This window comes from Pseudomonas sp. NPDC008258, from assembly GCF_042956345.1.
Taxonomy (GTDB): Bacteria; Pseudomonadota; Gammaproteobacteria; order Pseudomonadales; family Pseudomonadaceae; genus Aquipseudomonas.
The window spans coordinates 1-25470 of sequence record NZ_JBIBGE010000055.1 but is presented as its reverse complement, the minus strand read 5'-3'; the positions used below and the strand labels follow the sequence as shown (position 1 = coordinate 25470).

Annotated in this window: 28 protein-coding genes; 15 read left to right on the top strand and 13 right to left on the bottom strand. The window is 63.0% G+C overall.

Annotated features, from left to right (window positions below):
• Positions 1–239: 239 nt before the first annotated feature.
• Complete coding sequence (locus ACFY9W_RS27855) at positions 240–1358, bottom strand: LOG family protein (RefSeq protein WP_391137691.1); 1119 nt, start codon at positions 1356–1358, stop codon at positions 240–242.
• A 160-nt stretch (positions 1359–1518) separates the two neighbouring features.
• Between ACFY9W_RS27855 and ACFY9W_RS27850 the strand changes: the two genes are divergently transcribed.
• Positions 1519–1728 carry a hypothetical protein gene (locus ACFY9W_RS27850; protein ID WP_391137688.1) on the top strand — a complete coding sequence of 70 codons (210 nt, stop codon included), beginning with the start codon at positions 1519–1521 and terminating at the stop codon, positions 1726–1728.
• Between the two features lie 14 nt (positions 1729–1742).
• Here the strand turns inward: ACFY9W_RS27850 and ACFY9W_RS27845 are convergent, their stop codons facing one another.
• Complete coding sequence (locus ACFY9W_RS27845) at positions 1743–2162, bottom strand: PA3611 family quorum-sensing-regulated virulence factor (protein WP_391137685.1); 420 nt, start codon at positions 2160–2162, stop codon at positions 1743–1745.
• 217 nt (positions 2163–2379) lie between these two features.
• On the opposite strand from ACFY9W_RS27845, the gene ACFY9W_RS27840 reads away from it, so the two are divergent.
• From ACFY9W_RS27840 to ACFY9W_RS27830, 3 genes are all read left to right on the top strand, one after another.
• The gene (locus tag ACFY9W_RS27840; RefSeq protein ID WP_391137682.1) at positions 2380–3090 is read left to right on the top strand and encodes a DTW domain-containing protein; all 711 of its coding nucleotides are present in this window, start codon (positions 2380–2382) and stop codon (positions 3088–3090) included.
• Between the two features lie 179 nt (positions 3091–3269).
• Entirely contained in the window at positions 3270–3920 is a 651-nt protein-coding gene (erdR, locus tag ACFY9W_RS27835; protein ID WP_003252375.1) for a response regulator transcription factor ErdR, read from the top strand.
• 73 nt (positions 3921–3993) lie between these two features.
• Positions 3994–4359, top strand: a complete 366-nt coding sequence (locus tag ACFY9W_RS27830; RefSeq protein ID WP_346643203.1) for a diacylglycerol kinase — start codon at positions 3994–3996, stop codon at positions 4357–4359.
• Here the strand turns inward: ACFY9W_RS27830 and finR are convergent.
• A complete protein-coding gene (gene finR / locus ACFY9W_RS27825) occupies positions 4356–5282 on the bottom strand; it encodes a LysR family transcriptional regulator FinR (RefSeq protein ID WP_391137677.1) in 927 nt (308 codons plus the stop codon). The two genes, ACFY9W_RS27830 and finR, sit on opposite strands and share 4 nt — an antisense overlap.
• A gap of 118 nt (positions 5283–5400) precedes the next feature.
• Between finR and fpr the strand changes: the two genes are divergently transcribed.
• Positions 5401–6180 carry a ferredoxin-NADP reductase gene (gene fpr / locus ACFY9W_RS27820; RefSeq protein ID WP_016501130.1) on the top strand — a complete coding sequence of 260 codons (780 nt, stop codon included), beginning with the start codon at positions 5401–5403 and terminating at the stop codon, positions 6178–6180.
• Positions 6181–6366: 186 nt separating this feature from the next.
• On the opposite strand, the gene ACFY9W_RS27815 is transcribed toward fpr, so the two are convergent.
• Together ACFY9W_RS27815 and ACFY9W_RS27810 are read right to left on the bottom strand one after the other, a co-directional pair.
• A complete protein-coding gene (locus tag ACFY9W_RS27815; protein ID WP_391137674.1) occupies positions 6367–6861 on the bottom strand; it encodes a SprT family zinc-dependent metalloprotease in 495 nt (164 codons plus the stop codon).
• 131 nt (positions 6862–6992) lie between these two features.
• The gene (locus ACFY9W_RS27810) at positions 6993–7592 is read right to left on the bottom strand and encodes a Yip1 family protein (protein WP_012270925.1); all 600 of its coding nucleotides are present in this window, start codon (positions 7590–7592) and stop codon (positions 6993–6995) included.
• Between the two features lie 261 nt (positions 7593–7853).
• On the opposite strand from ACFY9W_RS27810, the gene ttcA reads away from it, so the two are divergent.
• Positions 7854–8678, top strand: a complete 825-nt coding sequence (ttcA, locus tag ACFY9W_RS27805; protein ID WP_391137670.1) for a tRNA 2-thiocytidine(32) synthetase TtcA — start codon at positions 7854–7856, stop codon at positions 8676–8678.
• 4 nt (positions 8679–8682) lie between these two features.
• Positions 8683–9354, top strand: a complete 672-nt coding sequence (locus ACFY9W_RS27800) for a DNA-3-methyladenine glycosylase I (protein WP_391137667.1) — start codon at positions 8683–8685, stop codon at positions 9352–9354.
• A gap of 102 nt (positions 9355–9456) precedes the next feature.
• On the opposite strand, the gene ACFY9W_RS27795 is transcribed toward ACFY9W_RS27800, so the two are convergent.
• From ACFY9W_RS27795 to arsC, 3 genes are read right to left on the bottom strand one after another with little or no spacing between them, the layout of a single operon-like run.
• Positions 9457–9870 (bottom strand): DUF2069 domain-containing protein, encoded by a 414-nt coding sequence (locus tag ACFY9W_RS27795; protein ID WP_391137664.1) that lies wholly within the window; start codon positions 9868–9870, stop codon positions 9457–9459.
• Entirely contained in the window at positions 9863–10468 is a 606-nt protein-coding gene (gene wrbA, locus ACFY9W_RS27790) for an NAD(P)H:quinone oxidoreductase (protein WP_391137661.1), read from the bottom strand. Before wrbA ends, ACFY9W_RS27795 begins: the two co-directional genes overlap by 8 nt.
• Complete coding sequence (gene arsC, locus ACFY9W_RS27785) at positions 10465–10818, bottom strand: arsenate reductase (glutaredoxin) (protein WP_391137658.1); 354 nt, start codon at positions 10816–10818, stop codon at positions 10465–10467. Before arsC ends, wrbA begins: the two co-directional genes overlap by 4 nt.
• A gap of 85 nt (positions 10819–10903) precedes the next feature.
• On the opposite strand from arsC, the gene ACFY9W_RS27780 reads away from it, so the two are divergent.
• On the top strand, positions 10904–11368 hold the full coding sequence (locus ACFY9W_RS27780; RefSeq protein WP_391137655.1) for a redoxin domain-containing protein: 465 nt from the start codon (positions 10904–10906) through the stop codon (positions 11366–11368).
• Between the two features lie 141 nt (positions 11369–11509).
• On the opposite strand, the gene ACFY9W_RS27775 is transcribed toward ACFY9W_RS27780, so the two are convergent.
• The 4 genes from ACFY9W_RS27775 to ACFY9W_RS27760 form a co-directional block, all read right to left on the bottom strand.
• Positions 11510–11914, bottom strand: a complete 405-nt coding sequence (locus ACFY9W_RS27775) for an META domain-containing protein (RefSeq protein WP_201207514.1) — start codon at positions 11912–11914, stop codon at positions 11510–11512.
• On the bottom strand, positions 11911–12348 hold the full coding sequence (locus ACFY9W_RS27770; protein WP_391137652.1) for a hypothetical protein: 438 nt from the start codon (positions 12346–12348) through the stop codon (positions 11911–11913). Before ACFY9W_RS27770 ends, ACFY9W_RS27775 begins: the two co-directional genes overlap by 4 nt.
• Positions 12349–12379: 31 nt before the next feature.
• Positions 12380–13369 (bottom strand): NAD(P)-dependent oxidoreductase, encoded by a 990-nt coding sequence (locus ACFY9W_RS27765; RefSeq protein WP_391137649.1) that lies wholly within the window; start codon positions 13367–13369, stop codon positions 12380–12382.
• Positions 13370–13660: 291 nt separating this feature from the next.
• Entirely contained in the window at positions 13661–16414 is a 2754-nt protein-coding gene (locus ACFY9W_RS27760; protein WP_391137646.1) for a response regulator, read from the bottom strand.
• Positions 16415–16607: 193 nt separating this feature from the next.
• Between ACFY9W_RS27760 and ACFY9W_RS27755 the strand changes: the two genes are divergently transcribed.
• From ACFY9W_RS27755 to ACFY9W_RS27725, 7 genes are all read left to right on the top strand, one after another.
• Positions 16608–17327 carry a response regulator gene (locus ACFY9W_RS27755; RefSeq protein ID WP_391137643.1) on the top strand — a complete coding sequence of 240 codons (720 nt, stop codon included), beginning with the start codon at positions 16608–16610 and terminating at the stop codon, positions 17325–17327.
• A 3-nt stretch (positions 17328–17330) separates the two neighbouring features.
• Positions 17331–18722 carry a histidine kinase sensor domain-containing protein gene (locus tag ACFY9W_RS27750; protein WP_391137640.1) on the top strand — a complete coding sequence of 464 codons (1392 nt, stop codon included), beginning with the start codon at positions 17331–17333 and terminating at the stop codon, positions 18720–18722.
• A gap of 161 nt (positions 18723–18883) precedes the next feature.
• Positions 18884–19783 (top strand): cysteine synthase CysM, encoded by a 900-nt coding sequence (gene cysM / locus ACFY9W_RS27745; RefSeq protein ID WP_024717686.1) that lies wholly within the window; start codon positions 18884–18886, stop codon positions 19781–19783.
• A complete protein-coding gene (gene rlmD / locus ACFY9W_RS27740; RefSeq protein ID WP_391137636.1) occupies positions 19784–21142 on the top strand; it encodes a 23S rRNA (uracil(1939)-C(5))-methyltransferase RlmD in 1359 nt (452 codons plus the stop codon).
• A 96-nt stretch (positions 21143–21238) separates the two neighbouring features.
• The gene (gene relA / locus ACFY9W_RS27735; protein ID WP_391137633.1) at positions 21239–23479 is read left to right on the top strand and encodes a GTP diphosphokinase; all 2241 of its coding nucleotides are present in this window, start codon (positions 21239–21241) and stop codon (positions 23477–23479) included.
• 139 nt (positions 23480–23618) lie between these two features.
• The gene (gene mazG / locus ACFY9W_RS27730) at positions 23619–24452 is read left to right on the top strand and encodes a nucleoside triphosphate pyrophosphohydrolase (protein WP_391137630.1); all 834 of its coding nucleotides are present in this window, start codon (positions 23619–23621) and stop codon (positions 24450–24452) included.
• 26 nt (positions 24453–24478) lie between these two features.
• The gene (locus ACFY9W_RS27725; protein WP_391137627.1) at positions 24479–25018 is read left to right on the top strand and encodes a DUF2058 family protein; all 540 of its coding nucleotides are present in this window, start codon (positions 24479–24481) and stop codon (positions 25016–25018) included.
• Positions 25019–25063: 45 nt separating this feature from the next.
• On the opposite strand, the gene ACFY9W_RS27720 is transcribed toward ACFY9W_RS27725, so the two are convergent.
• Entirely contained in the window at positions 25064–25246 is a 183-nt protein-coding gene (locus tag ACFY9W_RS27720; RefSeq protein ID WP_085675339.1) for a hypothetical protein, read from the bottom strand.
• Between the last annotated feature and the right edge of the window lie 224 nt (positions 25247–25470).

Here is a 25470-nt window from a genome sequence, read left to right as displayed (position 1 = left end):
CGCGAACACCGGCAAAGCCGGTGCCATTTACCGCGCTGGCTTCTTCGCGGGCACGCCCGCTCCCACAGGTATGGCGCTGGCTTCGGGTTAACACGGTTTCTGTGGGAGCGGCTTCAGCCGCGAACACCGGCGAAGCCGGTGCCATCCACCGCGGTGGCTTCTTCGCGGGCACGCCCGCTCCCACAGGTATTGCGCTGGCTTCGGGCTCAAACGATCTCTGTGGGAGCGGCCGGGTACCATCAACTGGCCTTCAACGCCTCTCTGGCCCGCTGGGTGGTATGCATCGGCTGCGGCTTGGCCCAGTTCTCCGGCAGGTTGATGAAGTCCACCAGTTCGCGCAGTCGGCCCTGGTCCCGGCCATTGAAGGCGAACGACAAGCGCGTCAGGTGGCTGAAGTTGCCTACCTCATGCTCGGCGCCGCTGTCCGGTTGCTGGTAGTACTTGCCACTCAGGCGCAAGTCGGCAAAACCCTCCTGAATGTCGAACAGTGCCGCTTCGCTCAGCGGGTGGTGCATGCGGATCACGAATTGGCTCTTCAGCCAGCGGCTGGAGTGGTAGTTGCTGTAGAACTGGTTGATCTCCTCCACGGCCTCATCGGCACTGTGTACCAGGCGCACCAGCTTCAGGTCGCTGGGCAGGATGTAGCGGTTTTCTTCCAGCTGGCGGCTGATAAAGTCCAGGCAGTCACGCCAGAAACTGCCACCGGGCGAGTCCAGCAGCACCACCGGTACCAGAGGGCTCTTGCCGGTCTGGATCAAGGTCAGTACTTCAAGCGCTTCATCGAGGGTGCCGAACCCCCCCGGGCACAGCACCAGGGCATCGGCCTCCTTGACGAAGAACAGCTTGCGGATAAAGAAGAAGTGGAAGGGCAGCAGCTTGTCGGTGCCGCCCACGGTCGGGTTGGCATGTTGCTCGAAGGGCAGGGTGATGTTGAAACCCAGGCTGTGGGCGCTGCCAGCGCCTTCGTGAGCGGCGGCCATGATGCCGCCGCCGGCACCGGTGATGACCATCAGGTCGGAGCGCGCCAGGGTGGCGCCAAGCTCGCGGGCCAAGGCGTACATCGGGTGTTCCAGCGGCGTGCGTGCAGAGCCGAACACGGTCACCTTGCGCCGGCCTTTGTAGTGCTGCAGGGTGCGGAATGACTGGTCCAGTTCGCGCAAGGCCTGCAGGGTGATCTTGGCGCTCCAGCGGTCGCTATCGTCATGGGCCATGCGCAGCACGGTCAGCATCATGTCGCGGTACAGCGGCAGGTTGGGGCTGTCGGGTGCTACCAGTTGCAGTTGTGCGTCGATATTGCTGAGGTCGATGTTGTTGTCGCGGAAGTGGCTGAACAGCAGTTCATTCGATTGGTAAGGCATGCAACGTCTCCTTCTGCACCAATACCCATGACCTCAATCTAGACCTTCGCGACCGATTGTGCCGGGCGGTTTGCGACAACCGCCGGTCGGCCTGCCGCCAGCGGCAGCAGGGGTTTGGTTAACTGGTAAAGCGAACTGTGTCGATGCAGGAGGTGGCGGTATGCATCGCTTGACCATCGAAGTGGACCGGCAGCTTTATCAGCAGCTGGAAAGTGCGGCCCAGGTGCATCACCTGAGCCTGGAGGCCGAGTGCCAGCGCAGGTTGGCGGGGGTCGAGTGCCAGTCGCGCTACTTGCAGGCGTTATTGGCCGAGATGCGTGCCGAGGCCGCCGAGGGGCGCTGGTGCGCCCGCGAGGACGAGAAGGTGTAGCCCGAGAGCGGCTGTTACTTCTTCTTGTTGCCGGCTACGCAACTGGCGCTGTCGAAGGCCTGGTCCATGATTGGCTGGTTGGTCTTGTAGACCGTGAAGCGGTAGACCATGACCGCGCCTTTGGACATCAGGTTGCGGAAGCCGCTGTTGCGGCAGACGCTGTCACCCAGCTGGCTGCGAACCTGTTCCGGGTTGGCCTGCATGCGCTCGGCATGGCTCTGGCGCACGCTCAGGTGGTTGACCAGCGCCTTGCCTTCAACGGTGTAGCCTTGGTCGAGGATGTCCTCGTTGATGGCGCGCGGGGTGCCCACGCTGCTTTCTTTGGCGACCTTCTGCAGCGTCTTGTTCAGGTCATAGTCCTGCTTGGAGGCCGCCTGGGCTGCCAGGGGCAGGGCGAGCAACAGGCTCAGGGCGGGGACGATAAGGCGCAGCATGAATCTCTCCTGGTTCGATGACTGGCGCTTTGACATGCGCGGGTCGACGGCGTTCCGTAAAACCGCACGGCATGAGCTGATGGTGCGGTAAAGCATCGATTATAAAGAGCGCCTTGCCACCTGCACAGCAAATGGCCCCTGTTCTGGTAGACTTGTGGTCTTGTTTTTTCCGAGTCATCCCAGTGTCGATTTCCGTTTCGTCCAGAGGCTTGCCGGCATGAGCCACGCGGTAGCGCGCCTGCGCGCCGAGCGCCTGGCCCGCAGCATCAAACCTTTCATCGCCCGTGGCTCGCGTGCCGAGCGCTGCCCGGATTGCCGGGTCATTGCCACTCATTGCCTGTGCGCCTGGAAACCCCGGGTGCAGGCAGACTCAGGTGTGTGCCTGCTGATGCATGACACCGAGCCGTTGAAACCCACCAACACCGGTTGGCTGATTGCCGACCTGATCGAAGACACGTCCGCCTTCGGCTGGTTGCGCACCTCGGTCGACGAGCGCTTGCTGGCCTTGCTGGACGACCCGTGCTGGCAGCCCTACATCGTCTTCCCTGGCGAGTTCGTGGCCGAGCAGCGGGTGGTCAGCGAGGTGGTGCGCGAACCGGGCAAGCGCCCGCTGTTCATCCTGCTGGATGCCACCTGGACCGAAGCCCGCAAGATGTTCCGCAAAAGCCCGTACCTGGACCGTTTCCCGGTGCTGAGCCTTGAGGCCGAGCAGATGTCGCGCTACCGCCTGCGGCGTTCCAAGCGTGACGACCACTTCTGCACGGCAGAAGTGGCAGCCATGTGCCTGGACCTCGCCGGCGACACGCAGGCCTCGCAGGCACTGGATGCCTACCTGGACGTGTTCAGCCTGCACTACCTCAGCGGCAAGCGGCGCCTGCCGCTGGATGACCAGGACGACACCCACCAGCGTTTGCATACCTTCCTATAGTCCAAGGGGCACAACCCCTGCTTTGGTTCATAATGACGGAGCTGGCAGCCAGGGTGGGCGAGACGGCAGGGTGATTGGCTTGACCACCCTTGACCGTGCTCGGCATCCTTGGCGCCGATTCCCCGCCGGGCGCTTCTCTTACCCCTCAGTGCCTGGCACAGAACAGGATCCTTAGATCGATGGCCACATACGAAATCCTGATTGCCGATGACCACCCACTGTTCCGTGGCGCCCTGCGCCAGGCCGTTACCCTCGGCCTGGGCCCGGATGTACGCCTGGTCGAAGTCGCGAGTATTGCCGAGCTGGAAACCCGACTGAGCGAGAAAGCCGACTGGGACCTGGTGCTGCTGGACTTGAACATGCCGGGTGCCTACGGTTTTTCCGGGCTGGTGCTGCTGCGTGGGCAATACCCGCAGATCCCTGTGGTGATGGTGTCGGCACAAGAAGAGGCCGCCGTGGTGGTCAAGTCCCGCGAGTTTGGTGCCAGTGGCTTCATTCCCAAGTCCAGCACCCTGGAAGTCATCCAGGATGCAGTGCGCAAGGTGCTTGACGGTGAGGTCTGGTGGCCGCCGCAGGCATTCGAGAAGGTTGATGTGTCGGCTGAGGCCAAGGCCGCCAGCGAGGGGCTGGCCAGCCTCACGCCGCAGCAGTTCCGCGTGCTGACCATGGTCTGCGAAGGCCTGCTGAACAAGCAGATTGCCTATGAGCTGAGCGTCTCCGAGGCAACGATCAAGGCCCACGTTACCGCCATTTTCCGCAAGCTGGGCGTGCGTACCCGGACCCAGGCCGCGCTGCTGCTGCAACAACTTGAATCGGTTGCCAGCAACTGACTGCGCATGGCTTCACGCTTTTTTGACCCGGGCCGGTCTAGTCTGCTGGCCTTTCCGTTGTGAAGTGACTCACATGACATCGCCATTCAAAGGCCAGACCGGCCTGAAACGTATCTTCAACGCCGCTGGCTATTCGCTGGACGGCTTGCGCGCAGCCTTCAAGGGGGAAGCCGCGTTCCGTCAGCTGGTGCTGCTCAACGTGCTGCTGATCCCGACCGCGTTCTGGTTGCCGGTAAGCCGCGCAGAGCGGGCAATCATGATAGCCGTGTGTCTGCTGGGGCTGATCGTCGAGCTGTTCAACTCGGCGGTGGAAGCGGCCATTGACCGCATTTCGCTGGAGCGCCACCCCCTGTCGAAAAACGCCAAGGACATGGGTAGCGCCGCGCAACTGGTGGCACTGACCATGGTGGCGCTGGTGTGGGGCGTGATCCTGCTTTAAGCGATCGGTGGCAGCACGATTTCGTCACTGCGGGTAAAGCCCGCAGTGAAGTTGCGGCACAGGTCGAGAAACTCACGCATGGCCGAGGTCTGGTACTTCTGCTTGTGCCAGATGAAGTAGAACTGGCGCATCAGGTCCAGCTCCGGCGTTTCCACCGGCACCAGGCTGCCGCGGCGGAATGCGTCCCGCAGGGCCAGGCGCGAAATGCAGCCAATGCCCAGGCCCGACTCCACAGCACGCTTGATCGCCTCGGTGTGTTCCAGTTCCAGGCGGATGTTGAGGTTGGCGCGGTGATGGCGCATGGCCTGGTCGAAGGTCAGGCGCGTGCCCGAGCCTTGCTCGCGCAAAATCCACGCCTCTTGCGACAGGCTTTCGATATCGGCACGGCCCAGCTTGGCCAGTGGATGCTGCGGCGCGCAGAACACCACCAACTCGTCTTCGACCCAAGGCTGCACCTCCAGGTCCGGATGGTTGCAGTCGCCTTCGATTAGACCCAGATCAATTTCGTAGTGCGCCACCTGTTGCACGATATGTGCAGTGTTCTGAACATGCAGCTTCACCTGGCTTTCCGGGTGGGTCTGCATGAAGCTGCCGATCAGCAGGGTGGCCAGGTAGTTGCCGATGGTCAGCGTGGCGCCGACCGCAAGCGAGCCAAAACCGGACTTGCCGTTGAGCAGGTCCTCGATCTCCTTGGCCTGGTCGAGCAGGGCCACTGCCTGTGGCAGCAGTTGATGGCCGAGCGCGTTGAGGGCCAGGCGCTTGCCTGCACGGTCGAACAGCTGACAGCTCGATTGCCGCTCAAGCTCGGTAATGGACGTGCTGGCGGCCGACTGCGACAACGCCAGCAGGCTGGCGGCCCGAGAGACGCTCTGATGCTGGGCGACGGCGACGAAGACCTGTAGTTGACGAAGTGTGAATCGCATATCGATATAACCGATAACACATATCTTGATAATCCAGTTAACAGATATTGTCGCTGCCCCTAAACTATCGCGCAACTGCGCGTTTTGCGCGCCGCGTTTTTCTTCAGGAGCCCCATCGATGAGCAACATGAACCACGAACGTGTCCTCAGTGTGCACCACTGGAACGACACCCTGTTCAGCTTCAAGTGCACCCGCGACCCGGGCCTGCGCTTCGAGAACGGTCAGTTCGTGATGATCGGCTTGCAGCAGGAAAGCGGCCGTCCGCTCATGCGTGCCTATTCCATCGCTTCGCCGAACTGGGAAGAGCACCTGGAGTTCTTCAGCATCAAGGTGCCGGACGGCCCGCTGACCTCGCAGCTGCAGCACCTGAAGGAAGGCGACGAGATCATCATCAGCAAGAAGCCTACCGGTACCCTGGTGCTCGACGACCTGAACCCGGGCAAGCACCTGTACCTGCTGAGCACCGGCACTGGCCTGGCGCCGTTCATGAGCGTCATCCAGGACCCGGAAACCTACGAGCGCTTCGAGAAAGTGATCCTGGTACACGGCGTACGCTACGTGAACGAAGTGGCCTACCGCGAGTTCATCACCGAGCACCTGCCGCAGAACGAATTCTTCGGTGAGTCGGTTCGCGACAAGCTGATCTACTACCCGACCGTGACCCGCGAGCCGTTCGAGAACCAGGGCCGCCTGACCGACCTGATGCGCAGCGGCAAGCTGTTCAGCGACATCGGCCTGCCACCGATCAACCCGCAGGACGACCGCGCCATGATCTGCGGCAGCCCGAGCATGCTCGACGAGACCAGCGAAGTGCTGGACAGCTTCGGCCTGAAGGTTTCCGCCCGCATGCGCGAGCCGGGTGACTACCTGATCGAGCGTGCCTTCGTCGAGAAGTAAGGCGCAGGCTGGTACAAGAAGGCGACCCTTGGGTCGCCTTTCTTATGCCTGTGATTCATGTAGTGCCAGTACTGGCCCTTTCGCGGGCAAGCCCGCTCCCACAGGGACCGTGCACGTCCGCAGGTTTGCGCTGTACCTGTGGGAGCGGGCGTGCCCGCGAAAGGGCCGGTACAGGTAAAATACAATCTACTCCACGCGCGTCTCGCCGCTGTACACCAGAATCTCCCGGCACCGCTTGCACAAGTAGCGCCGCCCCTGGCGCACCAGCTTGTGCCGCTGCGCAGTAAACGGGAAGTCACCCTGCGGGCACGGGCAGCGGTAGATGTAGCGGGTTACCGCACGCCGTTGCACTTCATAGTTGTGGCACCGGTTGGGCGGCAACTCGTATACCCCGCGCATGATCAGCTGCCACTCCTCGCCGTGGGCCTGAATGCGGTCGCCGAATAACTGGTGCGCCACCAGGTGTGCTACTTCATGGGCCACGGTCTGGCGCAGGAAGTCTTCCTGGTTTTGCTGGTAAAGCTGAAGGTTGAAGCGCAGCAGGTTCTCGTGCAGGTGGGCGACCCCGGCTTTTTGCCCGCGCAGCTTGAAGCTGACTTCCGGGCGCGGGAAGGGGCGTTTGAAGAAGGTTTCGGCTTGCTGGTAACAGGTTTCGACGCGTTGTCTGAGCAGCTCGGGCATGGCGGGGTGGTTCTCCTGACCGGGCATTATGCCGCAACTGCAACAGGGGTGCCGAGCCATCGGTCAGCGCACAGCCAGAGGCCGCCCTGCGGCGGCCCCTGGTTGATGCCCCAGTGTTGGTTGAGTCTGTTCTAGTTGGTGTAGACGGGCCCCACGCCCAGTCCCCAGATAATCACGGTGGCGGCCATGATCGCCACCAATACCACAAGGCCCACCGCCAGCACGGAGCTGGAGAACAGGAAGCCTTCGTCGGACGGTATGTTCATGAACGTCGGCAAGCCGACATACAGCAGGTACACCGTGTAGCAGATGGCGGCAGTGCCGATCAGCATGCCCAGCCACAGGTGCGGGTACAGCGCCGCCAGGCCGCCAATGAACAGTGGCGTGGCGGTATAGGTGGCAAAGGCAATGCATTGCGCCATGGACGGGTTGGCATCGTAGGTACGGGCCATCCAGTGGATGAATGCCCCCATTACCGCCACCCCGGCGAGCATGGCGAGGTACGACATGATGCTCATCCAGATGGCGCTTTCCATGGTCAGCATCACTGCCGGCCTGTCGCCGATTACCCAGCCGACCTGCGTCGTGCCGATGAACGCGGAAATGGCGGGAATCGCCGCCAGGATAAGGGTGTGCGTCAGGTACATGTGGCTGATGGTTTCTTCTTCGCCACGAATCTCCCGCCATTCCTGGTCAGGATGGGTAAACAGCCCCACAACGTGATGAATCATGCCGTCACTCCTCTCAATGTTGCCAAACGCCCCCCAGATGGAGCGCAAGCGGCCCGGGGCCCGAACACCGAAGCAAGCGGTAATGTGGCCTTATGTCGCAGTATAGGAAGCTGTTGCCGGCATAAACCGTGCTTTTTAGAGCAAATTGCGCTGTAAGGCGTACTGTTGATTACATTGAAGTCTTTATCGGAATGCCTACAGCGACGGCGCGTTTGTGCGTAAAATAGCCGCCTTTTGTCACACCTCGCGGATCCAAGCGCTATGGGCACCCTCTCGGTCAACCAGAACAAACTGCAAAAACGCCTGCGTCGTCTCGCTGGCGAAGCCATCACCGACTACAACATGATCGAGGATGGCGACAAGGTCATGGTCTGCCTGTCCGGCGGCAAGGACAGCTACACCATGCTGGACGTTCTGTTGCACCTGCAGAAGGTGGCACCGATCAAGTTCGAGATCGTTGCGGTGAACATGGACCAGAAGCAGCCGGGTTTCCCCGAGCACGTGCTGCCGGCCTACCTCAAGGAACTGGGTGTCGAGTACCACATCGTCGAGAAGGACACCTACTCGGTGGTGAAGGAGCTGGTGCCTGAGGGCAAGACCACCTGCTCGCTGTGCTCGCGCCTGCGCCGTGGCACCCTGTACACCTTCGCCGACGAAATCGGCGCGACCAAGATGGCGCTGGGGCACCACCGCGACGACATCGTCGAAACCTTCTTCCTCAACATGTTCTTCAACGGTGCGCTCAAGGGCATGCCGCCGAAGCTGCGCGCCGACGATGGCCGCAACGTGGTGATCCGCCCGCTGGCCTACTGCCACGAGAAGGACATCCAGGCCTACTCGGACATGAAGGAATTCCCGATCATCCCGTGCAACCTGTGCGGCTCGCAGGAGAACCTGCAGCGCCAGGTGGTCAAGGACATGCTGGTGGAATGGGAGCGCAAGCACCCAGGCCGTACCGAGAGCATTTTCCGCGCCATGCAGAACGTGGCGCCGTCGCAGTTGGCCGACCGTAACCTGTTCGACTTCACCAGCCTTAAGATCGACGAGAACGCTACCCCGCGTTTCCTCGACGTGGTGAACATCTGAGCCCATGCGCGATTACCAGTGGCTGCATGAGTATTGCCTGAACCGCTTTGGCTCGGCCCAGGCGCTGGAGGCCTTCCTCCCGCAGCCTCGTACACCGGCGCAACTGCGGGGCATCAGTGACGACCGCTACCTGTCGACCTTGGCCTTGCGCGTGTTCCGCGCCGGGCTCAAGCACAGCCTGGTGGATGCCAAGTGGCCGGCGTTCGAGCAGGTGTTCTTCGGCTTCGACCCGGAGAAGGTGGTGCTGATGGGTGCCGAGCACCTGGAGCGGCTGATGCATGACGAGCGCATCATCCGCCACCTGGGCAAGCTCAAGAGCGTGCCGCGCAATGCGCAGATGGTGCTGGATATCGCCAAAGAGAACGGCAGCTTTGGCGCGTTCATCGCCGACTGGCCGGTGACCGACATTGTCGGGCTGTGGAAGTACCTGGCCAAGCATGGCAACCAGTTGGGCGGGTTGTCGGCGCCGCGGTTCTTGCGGATGGTTGGCAAGGACACGTTTATCCCTACCGATGACATGGCGGCGGCGTTGATTGCGCAGAAGGTGATCGACAAGCAGCCGACCAGCCAGCGCGACCTGGCGTTGGTGCAGCAGGCGTTCAACCAGTGGCATGAAGAAAGTGGGCGACCGCTGTGCCAGTTGTCGGTGATGCTGGCGCATACCGTCAACCATTGAATATTGTGTTGCCCCATTCGCGGGCACGCCCGCTCCCACAGGTACTGCACAGGCCTTGAGTGCGGTGCGATTCCTGTGGGAGCGGGCATGCCCGCGAAGAATTCAACTGCCTTCGCCTGCCATGCGCCGCTCATGCTGGAACTTCCAGCGCACATACAGCAGCCCGGCAATGAACAGCCCCAGGCTCACCAGCACTTCAACCCAGCCAAACACCGCCCGTGTCGGGTCGAACGCCGCCAGCACGCCCTTGATGAAATAGATATTCACCACGAAGCAGGTCCAGGCATGTGCCCGGGCGCTGCCCATCAGCATGCCCGGCAGCAACAGCAGCAGCGGCACCAGTTCGATCGCCAGGATCACCCCGACCCGCGCGCCATGCAGGTTGGCAAACCACAGGTTGTTCACCACCAGCAAGGCGATCAGGCCGAAGAAGAACGCCAGGCTCAACGCCCGCGTCAGGCGCAGCCGCGGTGCCAGCCATTCCAGTGGTGGCAACACCTTGGGCTTTTTAGCCACGTGCGGCCTCCAGGGCCTTGGCCGTGGTCGCCAGGCGTTGGCCAAGGGCGCGGCACAGGGCAATTTCGTGCTGATCGAGTTCGCGCTTGCCGTCGGCCCCCGCATGGTGACTGGCGCCATAAGGGGTACCGCCGCCACGGGTTTCCAGCAAGGCCGACTCGCTGTAGGGCAGGCCCATCACCAGCATGCCGTGGTGCATCAGCGGCAGCATCATCGACAGCAGGGTGGTTTCCTGGCCGCCATGCAGGCTGGCGGTGGAGGTGAAGACGCCCGCTGGCTTGCCGACCAGCTCGCCACCCAGCCACAAGCTGCTGGTGCCATCGAGGAAGTACTTCAGGGGCGCCGCCATGTTGCCGAAGCGGGTCGGGCTGCCCAGGACCAGGCCGGCGCAGTGGCGCAGGTCGTCCAGGGTGGCGTACAGCGCACCACTGGACGGAATATCCGGGGCAACGGCTTCACATTCGGTGGAGATCGCAGGCACCGTGCGCAGGCGCGCCTCCATGCCGGCCAGTTCGATGCCACGGGCGATGTGCCGGGCCATTTCGCTGGTCGACCCGTGGCGGCTGTAATACAGCACCAGGATGTAGGGCGCGCTCACGGCAGGATCTCCAGCACTTTTTCCGGCGGGCGGCCGATCACGGCCTTTTCACCGGCGACAAGGATCGGCCGCTCGATCAACTTGGGGTGCTGGGCCATGGCAGCGATCAGTTGTACGTCGGTCAGCGCCGGGTCGGCCAGGTTCAGGGCCTTGTACTCATCCTCGCCAGTGCGTAGCAGTTGGCGCGGGGCGATGCCCAGCTTGGCGAGCAGGGCCTTGAGGGTGGTGGCGTCGGGCGGTGTTTCCAGGTAGCGCACGATGGTTGGCGCCAGGCCGCGGGCTTCGAGCAGTTCCAGTGCGCCGCGGGATTTGGAGCAGCGCGGGTTATGATAGAGCGTGAGGTCGGTCATGTCGGGTCGCATCCAGCTGGGTGTGGCGGCTATTCTAACCGCAGCGACTGACCAATTTGCTTTAAAACTCGAGAAGGATTGACCCATGGCAAGGCGTCTGGCAGCAGTACTGGCCATCACCGCGAGCCTGTTGCTCGGTGGTTGCGGTGCCGATTATGGCGTGGACCAACACGGTAATACGGTTAAGGCCGAACAGATCGACGGGCACTGGCTGGTGCTCAACTACTGGGCCGAATGGTGCGGGCCGTGCCGTACCGAAATCCCGGAACTGAATGCGGCGGCCAAGCAGTGGTCGGCCGATGGCATCAAGGTGGTGGGGGTGAATTTCGACGGTTTGCAGGGGCAGGACCTGAAGCAGGCCGCTGAAACCCTGGGCATCGGTTTCACCGTGTTGGCCCAGGACCCGGCCGAGCGCTATGACCTGCCGCGGAGCGAGGCACTGCCGGTGACCTACATCATCGATGACAAGGGCAAGGTGCGTGAGCAACTGCTGGGCGAGCAGACCCTGGAAGGGCTGCAAGCCAAGATCAAGGCCCTGAAGGGCGCCTGATCCATAGGTGCCGCTACGCAATCTTTGTGGGAGCGGGCGTGCCCGCGAACACCGGCAAAGCCGGTGCCATCCACCGCGTCGCCTGTTTCGCGGGCACGCACGCTCCCACACACAAAGACCGCGTAGCGGCACCGATATCGATCAGCCTTCCTCAGGCCAGAAGCGCAGTGGCTTGCCTTCGGCCGGCCAGAAGCGCATTTGCTCCACCGGCGACACATCCCAGCGTTGCACCGTTTCCAGCGCCTGCAAGAAGCGCTTTTCCTGCTCCATCAAAGCCGGCGCGCACAGCTTGCGGGTTTTCCCGACCTTCCCAAAGCTCAGGTGCTCACCGTCCAGCGTGTACGGCGCAAACCAGTGGTTGCAACCGCCGTTGCCGTAGGCACGGCCGTCGCTGGCCAGGGTCAGGGTCAGGTGGCTGTAGTCGATCAGCGGGCGCTCGCCAATCCACTCCAGCACATAGCTGCGCTCCTGCTGCAGCTTCGAAGGTTCTGCGGCACAGCCAAGCAGGCCGGTGGCAATCAGCGCGCCGGTCAGCAGATTCTTCACGCGGCATTCTCCTGGCAACGCGGGCACAGGTGTTTGTCGCCACGGCTGGCCCAACCCAGTTCGGTAATACGTGCACTGGCGGCCGGCTGGCGCGCTTTCTTGCCCAGCTTGGCGTCCACGGCAAACTCGAAGTCCAGCACGGCGTCGCAGCTGTCGCATTCGACCTGCCAGGTGAGGATTTCCAGCTCGTTGAACACCGGGCCACTGGCCACGGCAACCCACTGGCCGCGCGGGTTGATCAGGTGGCGAACGCTCTCCACGGTCAGGCGCATGGACAGGTCCTTGCTGCCTTTGAGGGTAACCAGCAGGGTGTCGCCTTTGTGCATCGAACCGCCGTTGCCGGTGACCTGGTAGCGGCCAGGCATCAGCGCACGGCACTCGATCAGGGTGTGTTGCGGGTTGAAAAGTGTGTAGCGGAAATCGTGCTCGACCATGGGTCCTCCAGAAATGCCGCGTATCCTAGCATTAACCCGAGACCTGATTCTGTGGATTGCCTGCCGCCCAGCGGTTGATGTTGTCCAGCGTGGTCGCGGCAATGGCGTCCAGCGCTTCACGGGTGAGGAAGGCCTGGTGGGCCGTGATGATCACGTTGGGGAAGGTGAGCAGCCGGGCCAGGACATCGTCCTGCAGGGGCAGATCGGACCGATCCTCGAAGAACAGCTGGGCTTCTTCTTCGTAGACGTCCAGGCCCAGGTAGCCGAGCTGGCCGCTTTTCAGCGCGTCGATCAGTGCCGGGGTGTCCACCAGTGCGCCACGACCGGTGTTGATCAGCATGGCGCCGGGCTGTAGCTGGGCCAGGCTTTGGGTGTTGATCAGGTGGCGGGTATGCTCGGTCAGCGGGCAGTGCAGGCTGATGATCCGGGCCTCGCGAAGCAGCTCGGGCAAGGTCAGGTAGCGTGCGCCAAGGTTCAGCAGTTCCGGGTTGGGGTAGGGGTCGTAGGCCAGCAACTGGCAACCGAAACCGGCCATGATGCGGGCAAAGGCGGCGCCGATCTGACCGGTACCGACCACGCCGACGGTTTTGCCGTGCAGGTCGAAGCCGGTCAGCCCATGCAGGGTGAAGTCACCTTCGCGGGTACGGTTGTAGGCCCGGTGCAGGCGCCTGTTCAGGGCCAGGATCAAGGCCACGGCGTGCTCGGCCACGGCGTGTGGCGAGTAGGCCGGCACTCTGACCACGGCAAGGCCAAGGCGCTGGGCGGCGGGCAGGTCGACGTGGTTATAGCCGGCTGAGCGCAAGGCGATCAGGCGCGTGCCACCGGCTGCAAGGCGCTGAAGCACCGGGGCATCGAGTTCGTCATTGATAAAGGCGCAGACGACTTCGTAGCCGCCGGCCAGGGCGGCGGTGGCGAGTGTCAGCCGGGCTGGTTGGAAATGCAGCTCCAGGGTGCTGTCGCTGGCGGCCCAGGTGAAGCTTTCCTGGTCGTAGTGCTGGCTGCTGAACAACAGGGCGCGCATGGTGGGGTTCCTTTGTGGTGCATGTCTTGGGGTAGTCAGTGCCTGTGAGATCGAGCGCCGCCCGCGCGGCGCATCGCGAGCAAGCTCGCTCCTACATTTGTTTCGGGCCAATCATTCCTGTGGGATTTGCGCGCGAACGCCTTGGCGCATGGCTCGATGTCGCGTCGTACGAACAAGGCGGTCGCGCGCGCTGGCACAGGCGTAACTGGCCCGAAACAAATGTAGGAGCGAGCTTGCTCGCGATGCGCCGCGCGGGCGGCGCTCGATCTCACGGGCGCCAAATTCATCAGGTCAGGCGCTCAGCCGCGCCTGTGTAGCCAGGCGGTTGATTGCTGCATCCAGTTCATCCAGCGCCTGCTGGGCCTGCGGGTTTTCCTGTTTGAGCAAGGTTTCACTGCGCTGGCACGCGGCGCGCAGCTGCGGTACCCCGCAATAGCGCGAGGCGCCGTTCAGGCGGTGTACCTGCTCGATCAGGCCGTTGCGGTCGTCCGCCTCACGGGCGGCACGGATGGCTTCGCGGTCGGCATCCAGCGAGGCCAGCAGCATGCTCAGCATGTCGGCTGCCAGGTCCGCCTTGCCTGCCGCCAGGCGCAGGCCTTCATCGTGGTCGAGCACCTTCAGGTCACCACTGTTTTTCAGGTGCTCGGCCTGTACCTGCTGCGGTGCGCCCAGGCTCAACCCGGTCCACTTCATCACCACCTGGGCCAGTTGCCGCTCGCTGATCGGCTTTGTCAGGTAGTCGTCCATGCCGCCATGCAGCAAGGCGCGTTTCTCGTTGGCCATGGCATGTGCCGTGAGGGCGACGATCGGCAATGGGTTTCCACTCTGGGTATTTTCCCAAAGGCGGATCTGCTCGGTGCAGGCACGGCCGTCCATGCCGGGCATTTGCACGTCCATCAGCACCAGGTCGAATGGCTCATCCTGCACGGCCTGTACCGCGGCATAACCGTTGTCGACGGCCAGCACCTCGGCGCCCAGGTCTTCGAGCAGGGTTTGCACCAGCAGCAGGTTGGCGGCGTTGTCGTCGACGCAAAGGATTTTCGGCTGGCGCTGGCCGTTGCGGCTGGTCGCCTCGCTTAGCGGGCGGCGGGGCTGCACCAGCTCCAGCAACAGGCGACGCAGCTTGCGGGTGCAGGTGGGCTTGGACAGCAGTTGGCCATGGCCGTTGGGCAGAAACGGATGGTACAGGGCCTGCTCGGTGGTGGGGCACAGCACCACGCATTGGCAGTGGTGACGTTCGAGTTGCTGGTGGTAATGACCCAGTTGCTCGGGGGACAGGTTGCCCAGGTTGGCCCCGAGCACGGCGAACTCGAACGGCTGGCCGGCCTGGCTGGCCGCCTGTACCGCCTGCAGCAGCTGGTCGTAGGAGGCAAACAGGCTGACGCTGAGGCCGCAGTCTTCCAGCTGGTGCTCCAACGCCTGGCGCGCCAGCTCGTGGCTATCGACGATGGCTGCGCGGCGGCCCAGCAGCGGCTGGAGTGGCAGATCCTCGACATCGTCATGGGCTTTGGGCAGGTTGAGGCTGATCCAGAACTGAGAGCCTTCACCCGGGGTGCTGTCGACGCCGATTTCACCGCCCATCTGCTCGATCAGGCGCTTGGAAATCACCAGCCCCAGGCCGGTACCGCCAGGTTGGCGGGCCAGTGAGTTGTCGGCCTGGCTGAAAGCCTGGAACAACGTGCGTACATCCTGCGGCGACAAGCCGATGCCGGTGTCCTGCACGCTGATGCGCAGTTGTGCGCTGTCTTCGTGCTCGTCTTCGAGCATGGCACGCACGACGATGGTGCCTTCGCGGGTGAACTTGATGGCGTTGCTGACCAGGTTGGTGAGGATCTGCTTGAGCCGCAGCGGGTCGCCAATCAGCGAAGAGGGCGTGTCGCGGTAGATCAGGCTGAGCAGTTCCAGCTGCTTGGCATGGGCGGCCGGCGCCAGGATGGTCAAGGTGTCCTGGATCAGGTCGCGCAGGTTGAAGGGGATGCTGTCGAGCACCAGCTTGCCGGCTTCGATCTTGGAGAAATCGAGGATCTCGTTGATGATGCCGAGCAGGTTGTCTGCGGACTTTTCGATGGTGTTCAGGTAATCCAGCTGGCGTGGCGTCAGTTCGCTTTTTTGCAGCAGGTGAGTGAAGCCGAGGATGCCGTTGAGCGGCGTGCGGATTTCGTGGCTCATGTTGGCCAGGAACTCCGATTTGATGCGGCTGGCTTCCAGTGCTTCCTTGCGCGCCATGTCCAGCTCGATGTTCTGGATCTCGATGGTTTCCAGGTTCTGGCGCACATCTTCGGTGGCCTGGTCGATGCTGTGTTGCAGCTCTTCGTGGGCGTTTTGCAGGGTTTCGGCCATGCGGTTGATGCCGCGCGCCAGTTCGTCGAGCTCATGGCTGCCCATGGCGGGCAGGCGCTCCTCAAGGTGGCCGTCCTTGAGCTGGTTGACCGCATGCTTGATGCGTTCGACCGGGTCGTTGATGGTGCGGCTCATGCGCAGTGCCAGCAGGCCGCTGAGTGCCAGGCAGACGAGGATCAGCAACAGGCTGGTGAACAGGTTGCGATAGCCACGCAGCAGGGTGCCGTCGTGGGACAGTTCGATCTCGACCCAGCCCAGCAGGCGCTCGGCTTCGGCTGGCACGGCATCGGTGGCGAGGTCGCGGTGATGGCCGAATACCGGCATCAGGTAGCGGGTGGCGTCATTGCCGCTGCGCTGGAGCAGTTGCGTACCGGTGCCGCCGCTGGGCGGCTGGTTGATCATGCTCGGCCCGGCATGGGCCAGGCGTGTACGGTCCGGTGCCAGGAAAGCGACCGCGCGCACATCGGTCTGTTCCAGGGTTTGCGCGGCAATGCGCTCCAGTTGTGCGGGGGCCAGCCTGGCCATGGCGGGCGCGGCCAATGGCGCCAGTTGCTCGGCGATCATCTTGCCGCGTTGCAGTAGCTGGGTGCGCAGGTCGTTCTGTTGCAACCAGGTAAAGTAACTGCCCAGCACCAAGGCCATCAGGCCGGCCGGCAACAGGGCCAGTAGCATTACCCGGCTGCGAATTCCCAAGCGATCGAGCACACTCGCCTCCTGTCATGTGCCTGGACGCCGTCAAGCGATGACGGCCAAGCCGGGAAGTTACTCCGCCTGCCGCGCTATTGCACCTCTTTAGTCGCTGTTTTGCACCATTGCCGTGGCATTGGTCGCAGGGCGGTTGCCTGGCAGGTGGTGGATGCTCAATAATTGCGCAATTGAGAATGCATGGCAGTTGCCAATGAATCCTGTAGCTATTCACAACTCCAATATCCTCGCCATCGAGGACGATCCGGTCCTGGGCGCCTATCTGCACGAAGAGCTGCAGCGCGGCGGCTTCCAGGTCACCTGGTGCCGTAATGGCCTGGAGGGCCTGGAAACCGCAGGGCGCCAGGTATTCGATGTGGTGCTCATGGACATCCTGCTGCCCGGGCTGAACGGCCTGGATGCCCTGGCACAGTTACGCACGCGCAGTGCCACGCCGGTGATCCTGATGTCGGCGCTGGGTGCCGAAGCCGATCGCATCAGTGGCTTCCAGCGTGGTGCGGACGATTACCTGCCCAAACCGTTCAGCATGGCTGAGCTACAGGTACGCATCGAAGCGATCCTGCGCCGGGTGGCACTTGAGCGTCGCCATCAAGCCCTGCAGGAACATGCAGCCTGCGGCGAGCTGCAGTTCGACGAAGGGTTGTGCGACGTGCGTCTCGACGGCCGCCTGGCAGGCCTGACCCCCAGTGAATTCCGCCTGCTCGACATCCTCAATCGCAACCTTGATGACGTGTTGAGCAAGCCGTTCCTCTACCAGCAAGTGTTGCAGCGTGGCTATTCGAGGCATGACCGCAGCCTGGACATGCACGTCAGCCAGATCCGTCGCAAGCTCAAGGGCATCGGCTATGACGAGCGGCAGATCCGCACCGTGTGGGGCAAGGGTTATGTGCTCAGCGCCAGCGAGGCGGAGTGAGCCATGCTCGACCGCCATTCGCTGTTCTGGAAGCTGGCCATCCTGCTGGTGGGCTTTTGCCTGCTGATGATCGGCCTCAGTTACACCTGGGGCCGGCACATGGAAATCCAGAATGCCTTCCTTTCGGAACCGGCGCGCCAGGCGCTGCGGGGCTATGCCGGCGAGGCTGAACAGGCCTGGCGTAGCGGCGGGCGATCAGGGCTGGACCAATGGGTAGCGGCGATGCACCAGCGCGAAAGGGGCTGGGTTGGCGTGCTCGATATCAACCTGCGGCCGCTCGACAGTGCCACCCTCGACCCGCAGATCATGCAGCGCTTGACGCGCCTGCGCGGTGTCGACTGGCCGATGAGCCGGCGCAGTGTAGACCAGCCGTGGCTGCGCATACCGTTCCCGGGGGCGCCGGAGCAGGGCATGCTGGTGATCGAGCTGCCGCAACGGTTCAACCCTGACCAGTACCGCTTGCTGTGGCGCATCGTCACCAATGGCATCATCCCGGGGCTGTTCACCTTGTTGCTGTGTGTGGGCCTTTACCGCATGTTGATCGTGCCGCTGAACCAGCTGCGCGAGCAGGCCAATGCCTGGCGTGCCGATCAGCTGTCGGCGCGCCTCGACTCGCGCACCATCGCCCGGCATGACGAGTTGGGCGAGCTGGCCCGGGCCTTTGATCAGATGGCCGAGCGCTTGCAGGGCACGGTGACCATGCAGCAGCAGTTACTGCGTGACCTGTCCCACGAAATGCGTACGCCGCTAAGCCGGTTGCGGGTGGCTTGCGACGGCGAGACCGACTTGCAACGCTTGCGCGAACGCCTGACCCGTGAAGTGGACTGCATGCAGCAACTGGTGGAGGACACCCTGCAACTGGCCTGGCAGGACGCCGAGCGTGCGCCGATGAACCTGGAACCGATCGAGGTCCACGCGCTATGGGAACTGCTGGCAGAGAACGCCATCTACGAGAGCGGCTGGTCGGCCACGCGCCTGCGCTGTGAAGTACCGGCCGACTGCTGGGTGCAGGGCAACCTCAACCACCTGGCCCAGGCGCTGGAGAACATGCTGCGCAATGCCATTCGTCATTCGCCGGCCGAAGGTGTCGTGCGGCTGGGCGGGCAGCGAGAGGGCGGCTACTGGTGGTTGTGGCTGGAGGATGAGGGCGGCGGGGTGGCCGAAGACGACCTGGAGCGGATTTTTGCGCCGTTCTCGCGGCTGGACGGTTCGCGACCAGGGGATGGTGGCTTCGGGCTGGGGCTGAGCATCGCCCGCAGTGCCATCCAGCGCCAGGGTGGCACCTTGTGGGCGCAGAATGGCAAGCAGGGGCTGCGGTTGTGGATGCGGTTGCCGTTACATGTGCCGGCCTCTTCGCGGGCACGCCCGCTCCCACAGGTACAGCAGTGTTCTTGAGGGCAGTGCGATCCCTGTGGGAGCGGGCATGCCCGCGAAGAAGCCAGCACGGATCACACCGTTATAGCTTGTAGCTATATCCACCACAGATTGCGTGATATGGCCGCGAAGGGTTTGCCGGTATGATAGGCACCCCCGCCGTCCGGATTGTGAAAGACACCATGACCTTGCAGTACCCAACCATCGCCGATTGCGTCGGCAATACGCCCCTGGTTCGCCTGCAGCGCATTGCTGGTGAAACCAGCAACACCCTCCTGCTCAAGCTCGAAGGTAACAATCCTGCCGGCTCGGTCAAGGATCGCCCAGCGCTGTCGATGATCACCCGCGCCGAACTGCGTGGCCAGATCAAGCCCGGCGACACCCTGATCGAAGCCACTTCCGGCAACACCGGCATTGCGTTGGCAATGGCGGCGGCGATCAAGGGCTACAAGATGATCCTGATCATGCCCGACAACTCCACCGCCGAGCGCAAGGCTGCCATGACCGCCTATGGTGCCGAGCTGATTCTGGTGACCAAGGAGGAGGGCATGGAAGGCGCCCGCGACCTGGCCGAAAAGCTTCAGGCCGAAGGCCGCGGCCTGGTGCTCGACCAGTTCGCCAACGGCGACAATCCGATTGCCCACTACAACAGCACCGGCCCTGAAATCTGGCAGCAGACCCAGGGCAGCATTACCCATTTCGTAAGCTCCATGGGTACCACCGGCACCATCATGGGCTGCTCGCAATACCTCAAGGAGCAGAACCCGGCGGTACAGATCATCGGCCTGCAACCGATGGAAGGCTCGGCCATTCCGGGCATCCGCCGCTGGCCCGAGGAATACCTGCCGAAAATCTTCGACGCCACCCGCGTCGACCGCGTGGTCGACATGTCGCAGCAGGAAGCCGAAGACACCACCCGCCGCCTTGCCCGTGAAGAGGGCATTTTCTGCGGCGTGTCTTCCGGTGGTGCAGTCGCAGCCATGCTGCGCCTCTCCCGCGAGGTGGAAAATGCCGTAATGGTCGCAATCATCTGCGACCGCGGCGACCGCTACCTGTCCACCGGCCTGTTTGATCCTAGCTAAATGTCCAAGAAAAAAAGCAACAGCGGCCTGCGCTTCCAGCCGGCTGGCGGTAACCGCACTCCCCAGGTCCCCGTGGGCAAGAAGCAGCGCCTGGACATTGAGCGCCTGGCCGGTGACGGCCGTGGCATCGCCTTCCTTGACGGGCGCACCTGGTTTGTCAGTGGCGCCTTGGCCGGTGAGGCCGTGGAGGCGCGGGTGCTCAATGCCCGTGGCAAAGTGGTCGAGGCCCGCCTGGAGCGGCTGCTGCAGGCCAGCCCCGAGCGCCGAGAGGCACCGTGCCGCCACTACGCACGTTGCGGAGGCTGCAACCTGCAGCACTTGCCGCACGAAGCGCAGCTGGCGCTCAAGCAGCGCACCTTGGCCGAGCAACTGCAGCGGGTAGCCGGCGTGCAACCCGAGCAATGGGCCGCCCCCCTGAGTGGGCCGGAATTCGGCTACCGGCGCCGGGCCCGCGTGGCCGTGCGCTGGGACGTCAAGGCGCGTCAGCTGGAGGTCGGCCTCCGTGCCGAAGCCAGCCAGGACATTATTGCCATCGACGATTGCGCGGTGCTGGTACAGCCCTTGCAGTCGATTCTGCGCCACTTGCCGACGGTGCTGCGCTCGTTAAGCAAACCGCAGGCGCTGGGCCATGTGGAACTGTTCAGTGGCACCGCCGAGGCGGTGTTGGTGCGCCACGTTGCGCCGTTGCCGGCAGAAGACCTGGCGAAACTACAGGCGTTCTGCGAGCAGGCCAATGCCCAGCTGTGGCTGCAGGGTGAAGACGAGCCGGCGCCCGTGGACCCGGCCGCGCAACTGGGCTTTGCCTTGGCACCGTGGCAGCTGGAGCTGGCCTGGCGCCCAGGCGACTTCGTGCAGGTGAATGCGCAGGTCAACACGGCGATGATCGAGCAGGCCTTGGCCTGGCTTGACCCGCAGGCGGACGAGCGGGTGCTGGACCTGTTCTGCGGCCTGGGCAACTTCGCCCTGCCGCTGGCCCGCACGGCCCGCGAGGTGGTGGCAGTGGAAGGCGTACAGGCCATGGTCGATCGGGCCGCGGCCAATGCCCGGAACAACAATGTGCATAACGCACGGTTTTTTCAGGCCGATTTATCGCAGCCATTGGCAGGCACCGGATGGGCCGCCGAGGGCTTTTCTGCGGTACTCTTGGATCCACCGCGCGACGGTGCTTTCGAGGTGGTGCAAGGCATCGCACGCCTCAAGGCCAAACGGCTGGTCTATGTATCGTGCAACCCGGCCACACTGGCGCGAGACGCGCAGGTGCTGGTCGGCCAGGGGTACCGGTTAAAAAGGGCCGGGATTCTCGACATGTTTCCTCAAACGGCGCATGTCGAGGCCATGGCGTTATTCGAAGCGGGCTAGCAGACTGGCCCCTTGGTGCGGTTTCCATGGAATGGCAGCCGCACGGTGATCGCCAGCGCACCCGCGTGGTGTGCTGTATGGAAAGGTAAAACAAAGATGGTACAGGTGAGAGTGCACCAGCCGGTCAACACTGACGGCAGTATCAATCTCGAAGGATGGTTGGACCATGTGGTAAGCGTCGATTCGGCACTGGATCGCGCAGCGCTCAAAGAAGCCTGCGAGTTTGCCCATGAGATCGAGAAGAAGGGCAACCCGGCCAAGCATTCCTGGGCGGACGGTACGTCCAGCTTTCAGGCGGGCCTGGAAATTGCCGAAATCCTGGCAGACCTCAAGCTTGACCAGGATTCCCTGGTGGCAGCGGTCATCTACCGTTCGGTACGCGAAGGCAAGGTGACCCTGGCCGAGGTCAGCCAGCGGTTCGGGCCGGTGGTGTCCAAGCTGATCGACGGCGTATTGCGCATGGCCGCCATCAGCGCCAGCCTCAGCCCGCGCCAATCGTTGGTGCTGGGCTCGCAGGCGCAGGTCGAGAACCTGCGCAAGATGCTCGTGGCCATGGTCGACGATGTGCGCGTGGCACTGATCAAGCTGGCCGAGCGCACCTGCGCAATCCGTGCGGTCAAAGCCGCCGACGACGAGAAACGCCTGCGTGTCGCGCGTGAGGTGTTCGACATCTATGCGCCGCTGGCGCACCGCTTGGGTATCGGCCACATCAAGTGGGAGCTGGAGGACCTGTCCTTCCGCTACCTCGAGCCCGACCAGTACAAGCAGATCGCCAAGCTGTTGCACGAGCGCCGGTTGGACCGCGAACGCTTCATCAGCGACGTGATGAACCAGCTGCAGAACGAGCTGCTGGCCACTGGCGTGAATGCCGACATCAGCGGCCGGGCAAAACATATCTACTCGATCTGGCGCAAGATGCAGCGCAAAGGCCTGGAATTCAGCCAGATCTACGACGTGCGTGCAGTGCGCGTACTGGTGCCGGAAATTCGCGACTGCTACACCGCGCTGGGTATCGTGCACACGCTGTGGCGGCATATTCCCAAGGAGTTCGACGACTACATCGCCAACCCCAAGGAAAACGGCTACCGCTCGCTGCACACCGCAGTCATCGGCCCCGAGGGCAAGGTGCTGGAGGTGCAGATCCGCACCCACGGCATGCATGAAGAAGCCGAGTTGGGGGTTTGCGCCCACTGGCGCTACAAGGGCACCGACGTCAAGCCCAGCTCCAACCATTACGAAGAGAAGATCTCCTGGCTGCGCCAGGTGCTGGAATGGCACGAAGAGCTGGGCGACATCGGTGGCCTGGCCGAGCAGTTGCGGGTCGACATCGAGCCAGACCGGGTCTACGTGTTCACCCCGGACGGCCACGCCATCGACTTGCCCAAAGGCTCCACGCCGCTGGACTTCGCCTACCGCGTGCACACCGAAATCGGCCACAACTGCCGAGGTGCCAAGATCAACGGCCGTATCGTGCCGCTGAACTACAGCCTGCAGACCGGCGAGCAGGTCGAGATCATCACCAGCAAGCACGGCAACCCCAGCCGTGACTGGTTGAACTCAAACCTGGGCTACGTCACTACCTCGCGGGCGCGGGCGAAGATCGTGCACTGGTTCAAGCTGCAGGCACGCGACCAGAACGTCGCCGCCGGCAAGACCTTGCTCGAACGCGAGCTTAGCCGCCTGGGCCTGCCGCAGGTGGACTTCGAACGCCTGGCTGAGAAGACCAACGTCAAGACCGCCGAGGACATGTTCGCCTCGCTGGGTGCTGGCGACCTGCGCCTGGCCCACCTGGTCAACGCCGCCCAGCAGTTGCTGGAGCCCGACCGCATCGAGCAGATCGAGCTGGTACCGCGCAAGCCTACCGGGCCGCGTACCGGCAAGCGTGGCGACATCCAGATCCAGGGTGTTGGCAACCTGCTGACGCAGATGGCCGGCTGCTGCCAGCCGCTGCCGGGCGATGCCATCGTTGGTTACATCACCCAAGGGCGTGGCGTGAGCATCCACCGCCAGGACTGCGCCTCGGTGCTGCAACTGGCGGGCAAGGAGCCGGAGCGCATGATCCAGGTGAGCTGGGGGCCGATCCCGGTGCAGACCTACCCGGTCGACATCGTCATCCGTGCCTACGACCGCCCGGGGCTGCTGCGCGATGTCTCGCAGGTGCTGCTGAACGAGAAGATCAACGTGCTGGCGGTGAACACCCGCTCGAACAAGGAAGACAACACCGCGCTGATGTCGCTGACCATCGAGATTCCAGGGCTGGACGCGCTGGGGCGCCTGCTGGGGCGGATCTCGCAGTTGCCGAACATCATCGAGACGCGGCGTAATCGTACCCCTTGAGACCGCGGCGCCTGCTTCGCGGGCTCGCCCGCTCCCACAGGTACGGTGCAGATTTCGAAACCTGCATCCATCCTGTGGGAGCGGGCAAGTCGGGGCGCCGAACCGCCGCGAAGAAGCCACCACCGAAGGACCTGCCTGAATGACCTACACCCTCGAAGACCTGCTGCACCTCATGGCCCGCCTGCGCGACCCGCAGTACGGCTGCCCGTGGGACCTCAAGCAGAACTACGCGAGCATCGTCCCGCACACCATCGAAGAGGCCTACGAGGTCGCCGACACCATCGAGCGCGGCGATTTCGAGCACTTGCAGGGTGAGCTGGGCGACCTGCTGTTCCAGGTCGTCTACTACAGCCAGCTTGCCCGGGAAGAGGGGCGTTTCGAGTTTGATGGCGTGGTCGACAGCATCACCCGCAAGCTGATCCGCCGCCACCCGCATGTATTCCCTACCGGCGAGCTCTATGCACCGCTGGATACCCCCAGCCTGAGCGAGGCCCAGGTCAAGTCGCGCTGGGAGGAAATCAAGGCAGAGGAGCGTGCCGAGAAAAGCACGCCCGAGCAATTGTCGCTGCTCGACGACGTGCCGGCTGCCTTGCCGGCCCTGTCGCGGGCAGCCAAACTGCAAAAGCGTGCGGCCACCGTGGGTTTCGACTGGCCTGCGGCGTTGCCTGTGCTGGACAAGGTGCGTGAAGAGCTGGATGAGGTGCTGCAGGCCATGGCCGACGGCGATGCCGATGCCCTTGAAGATGAGGTCGGCGACTTGCTCTTCGCCACCGTCAACCTGGCCCGCCACCTCAAGCACGACCCCGAGAACGCGCTGCGCCGCGCCAACCGCAAGTTCGAGCGACGCTTCCGTTTTATCGAACAGGCATTGCGCGACAGTGGTCGACCCATTGAAGATTGTAACCTTGACGAGCTGGATGCCCTTTGGGGGGAAGCCAAACGTCTGGAAAAGAACCTGCCCAGCTGCGGCTGAGCTGTTGCATAAGTGAGTGAACATTCATGAGCCTTTCCCTTCGCGACCAATTGCTCAAAGCCGGTCTGGTCAACCAGAAACAGGTCTCGCAGACCAACAAAGCCGAAAAGAAACAGAAGCGCATGGAGCACAAAGGCCAGGTCGAAGTCGACGACAGCCAGCAGCGCATCGCCAAGGAAGCCATGGCCGAAAAGGTCAAGCGCGACCAGGAACTGAACCGCCAGCAGCAGGAAAAGGCCGAGCAGAAAGCCCGTGCCGCACAGATCAAGCAACTGATCGAAGCCACTCGCCTGCCCAAGCTGAGCACCGAGGATTACTACAACTTCGTCGATGACAAGAAGGTCAAGCGCATCGCCGTCAATGCCTTGATGCGTACCAAGCTGAGTAACGGCGCGTTGGCCGTGGTGTCTCATGCCGGCGGCTACGAGGTGATCCCTCGCGAAGCGGCGGTGAAGATCCAGGAGCGCGACCCTGGGCGTATCCTGCTGCTCAATACCCATGTCGAGGAAGCGGACGAAGATGACCCGTACGCCGCCTACAAGATCCCTGATGATCTGATGTGGTAAACACGAAAAACCCCGCCTTGGCGGGGTTTTTCATTGCAAGACTGATCATTGCGTGGTGCGCTGGTTTTCCAGGTCTTCCAGTTCTGCACGGTACTGGTGTGCTTCGTGTTCATTATGGAACATGCCGACCAGCTGGCCTTGTTGGTGCACATCCCAGATCCGCACGCCAGCGGCCAGGCCTTCGTGGGACATTTTCGATTCGTCGCGTTCGGTTACTTGGACTGTCATCGGTAAACTCCACTGCTTCAGTTGGCTGCGACACTGTGTCGCACACCTTCTTTATAGAGTTTGTTAGCAGGCTAAGTAAATAAAACAGGCATGAAACAAGTTTCATGAAGCTGGAAGGTGTGCTGCCTGTACCGGCCCTATCGCCGGCAAGCCAGCTTGTATGGTTAGACTTGAAGGGAGGAGGAGGGACAAAGCCAGCTTCTGACTGTTAGCGCAGTACAGAC

Coding starts and splice junctions, on each gene's coding strand:
- ACFY9W_RS27850 (WP_391137688.1), top strand. CDS start 1,519: ATGCATCGCTTGACCATCGAAGTGGACCGGCAGCTTTATCAGCAGCTG.
- ACFY9W_RS27830 (WP_346643203.1), top strand. CDS start 3,994: ATGACATCGCCATTCAAAGGCCAGACCGGCCTGAAACGTATCTTCAAC.
- ttcA (WP_391137670.1), top strand. CDS start 7,854: ATGGGCACCCTCTCGGTCAACCAGAACAAACTGCAAAAACGCCTGCGT.
- erdR (WP_003252375.1), top strand. CDS start 3,270: ATGGCCACATACGAAATCCTGATTGCCGATGACCACCCACTGTTCCGT.
- ACFY9W_RS27770 (WP_391137652.1), bottom strand. CDS start 12,348: ATGGTCGAGCACGATTTCCGCTACACACTTTTCAACCCGCAACACACC.
- ACFY9W_RS27755 (WP_391137643.1), top strand. CDS start 16,608: ATGAATCCTGTAGCTATTCACAACTCCAATATCCTCGCCATCGAGGAC.
- ACFY9W_RS27815 (WP_391137674.1), bottom strand. CDS start 6,861: ATGCCCGAGCTGCTCAGACAACGCGTCGAAACCTGTTACCAGCAAGCC.
- mazG (WP_391137630.1), top strand. CDS start 23,619: ATGACCTACACCCTCGAAGACCTGCTGCACCTCATGGCCCGCCTGCGC.
- arsC (WP_391137658.1), bottom strand. CDS start 10,818: ATGACCGACCTCACGCTCTATCATAACCCGCGCTGCTCCAAATCCCGC.
- ACFY9W_RS27810 (WP_012270925.1), bottom strand. CDS start 7,592: ATGATTCATCACGTTGTGGGGCTGTTTACCCATCCTGACCAGGAATGG.
- ACFY9W_RS27765 (WP_391137649.1), bottom strand. CDS start 13,369: ATGCGCGCCCTGTTGTTCAGCAGCCAGCACTACGACCAGGAAAGCTTC.
- ACFY9W_RS27725 (WP_391137627.1), top strand. CDS start 24,479: ATGAGCCTTTCCCTTCGCGACCAATTGCTCAAAGCCGGTCTGGTCAAC.
- ACFY9W_RS27855 (WP_391137691.1), bottom strand. CDS start 1,358: ATGCCTTACCAATCGAATGAACTGCTGTTCAGCCACTTCCGCGACAAC.
- fpr (WP_016501130.1), top strand. CDS start 5,401: ATGAGCAACATGAACCACGAACGTGTCCTCAGTGTGCACCACTGGAAC.
- ACFY9W_RS27780 (WP_391137655.1), top strand. CDS start 10,904: ATGGCAAGGCGTCTGGCAGCAGTACTGGCCATCACCGCGAGCCTGTTG.
- ACFY9W_RS27750 (WP_391137640.1), top strand. CDS start 17,331: ATGCTCGACCGCCATTCGCTGTTCTGGAAGCTGGCCATCCTGCTGGTG.
- relA (WP_391137633.1), top strand. CDS start 21,239: ATGGTACAGGTGAGAGTGCACCAGCCGGTCAACACTGACGGCAGTATC.
- finR (WP_391137677.1), bottom strand. CDS start 5,282: ATGCGATTCACACTTCGTCAACTACAGGTCTTCGTCGCCGTCGCCCAG.
- cysM (WP_024717686.1), top strand. CDS start 18,884: ATGACCTTGCAGTACCCAACCATCGCCGATTGCGTCGGCAATACGCCC.
- ACFY9W_RS27840 (WP_391137682.1), top strand. CDS start 2,380: ATGAGCCACGCGGTAGCGCGCCTGCGCGCCGAGCGCCTGGCCCGCAGC.
- ACFY9W_RS27845 (WP_391137685.1), bottom strand. CDS start 2,162: ATGCTGCGCCTTATCGTCCCCGCCCTGAGCCTGTTGCTCGCCCTGCCC.
- rlmD (WP_391137636.1), top strand. CDS start 19,784: ATGTCCAAGAAAAAAAGCAACAGCGGCCTGCGCTTCCAGCCGGCTGGC.
- ACFY9W_RS27800 (WP_391137667.1), top strand. CDS start 8,683: ATGCGCGATTACCAGTGGCTGCATGAGTATTGCCTGAACCGCTTTGGC.
- ACFY9W_RS27720 (WP_085675339.1), bottom strand. CDS start 25,246: ATGACAGTCCAAGTAACCGAACGCGACGAATCGAAAATGTCCCACGAA.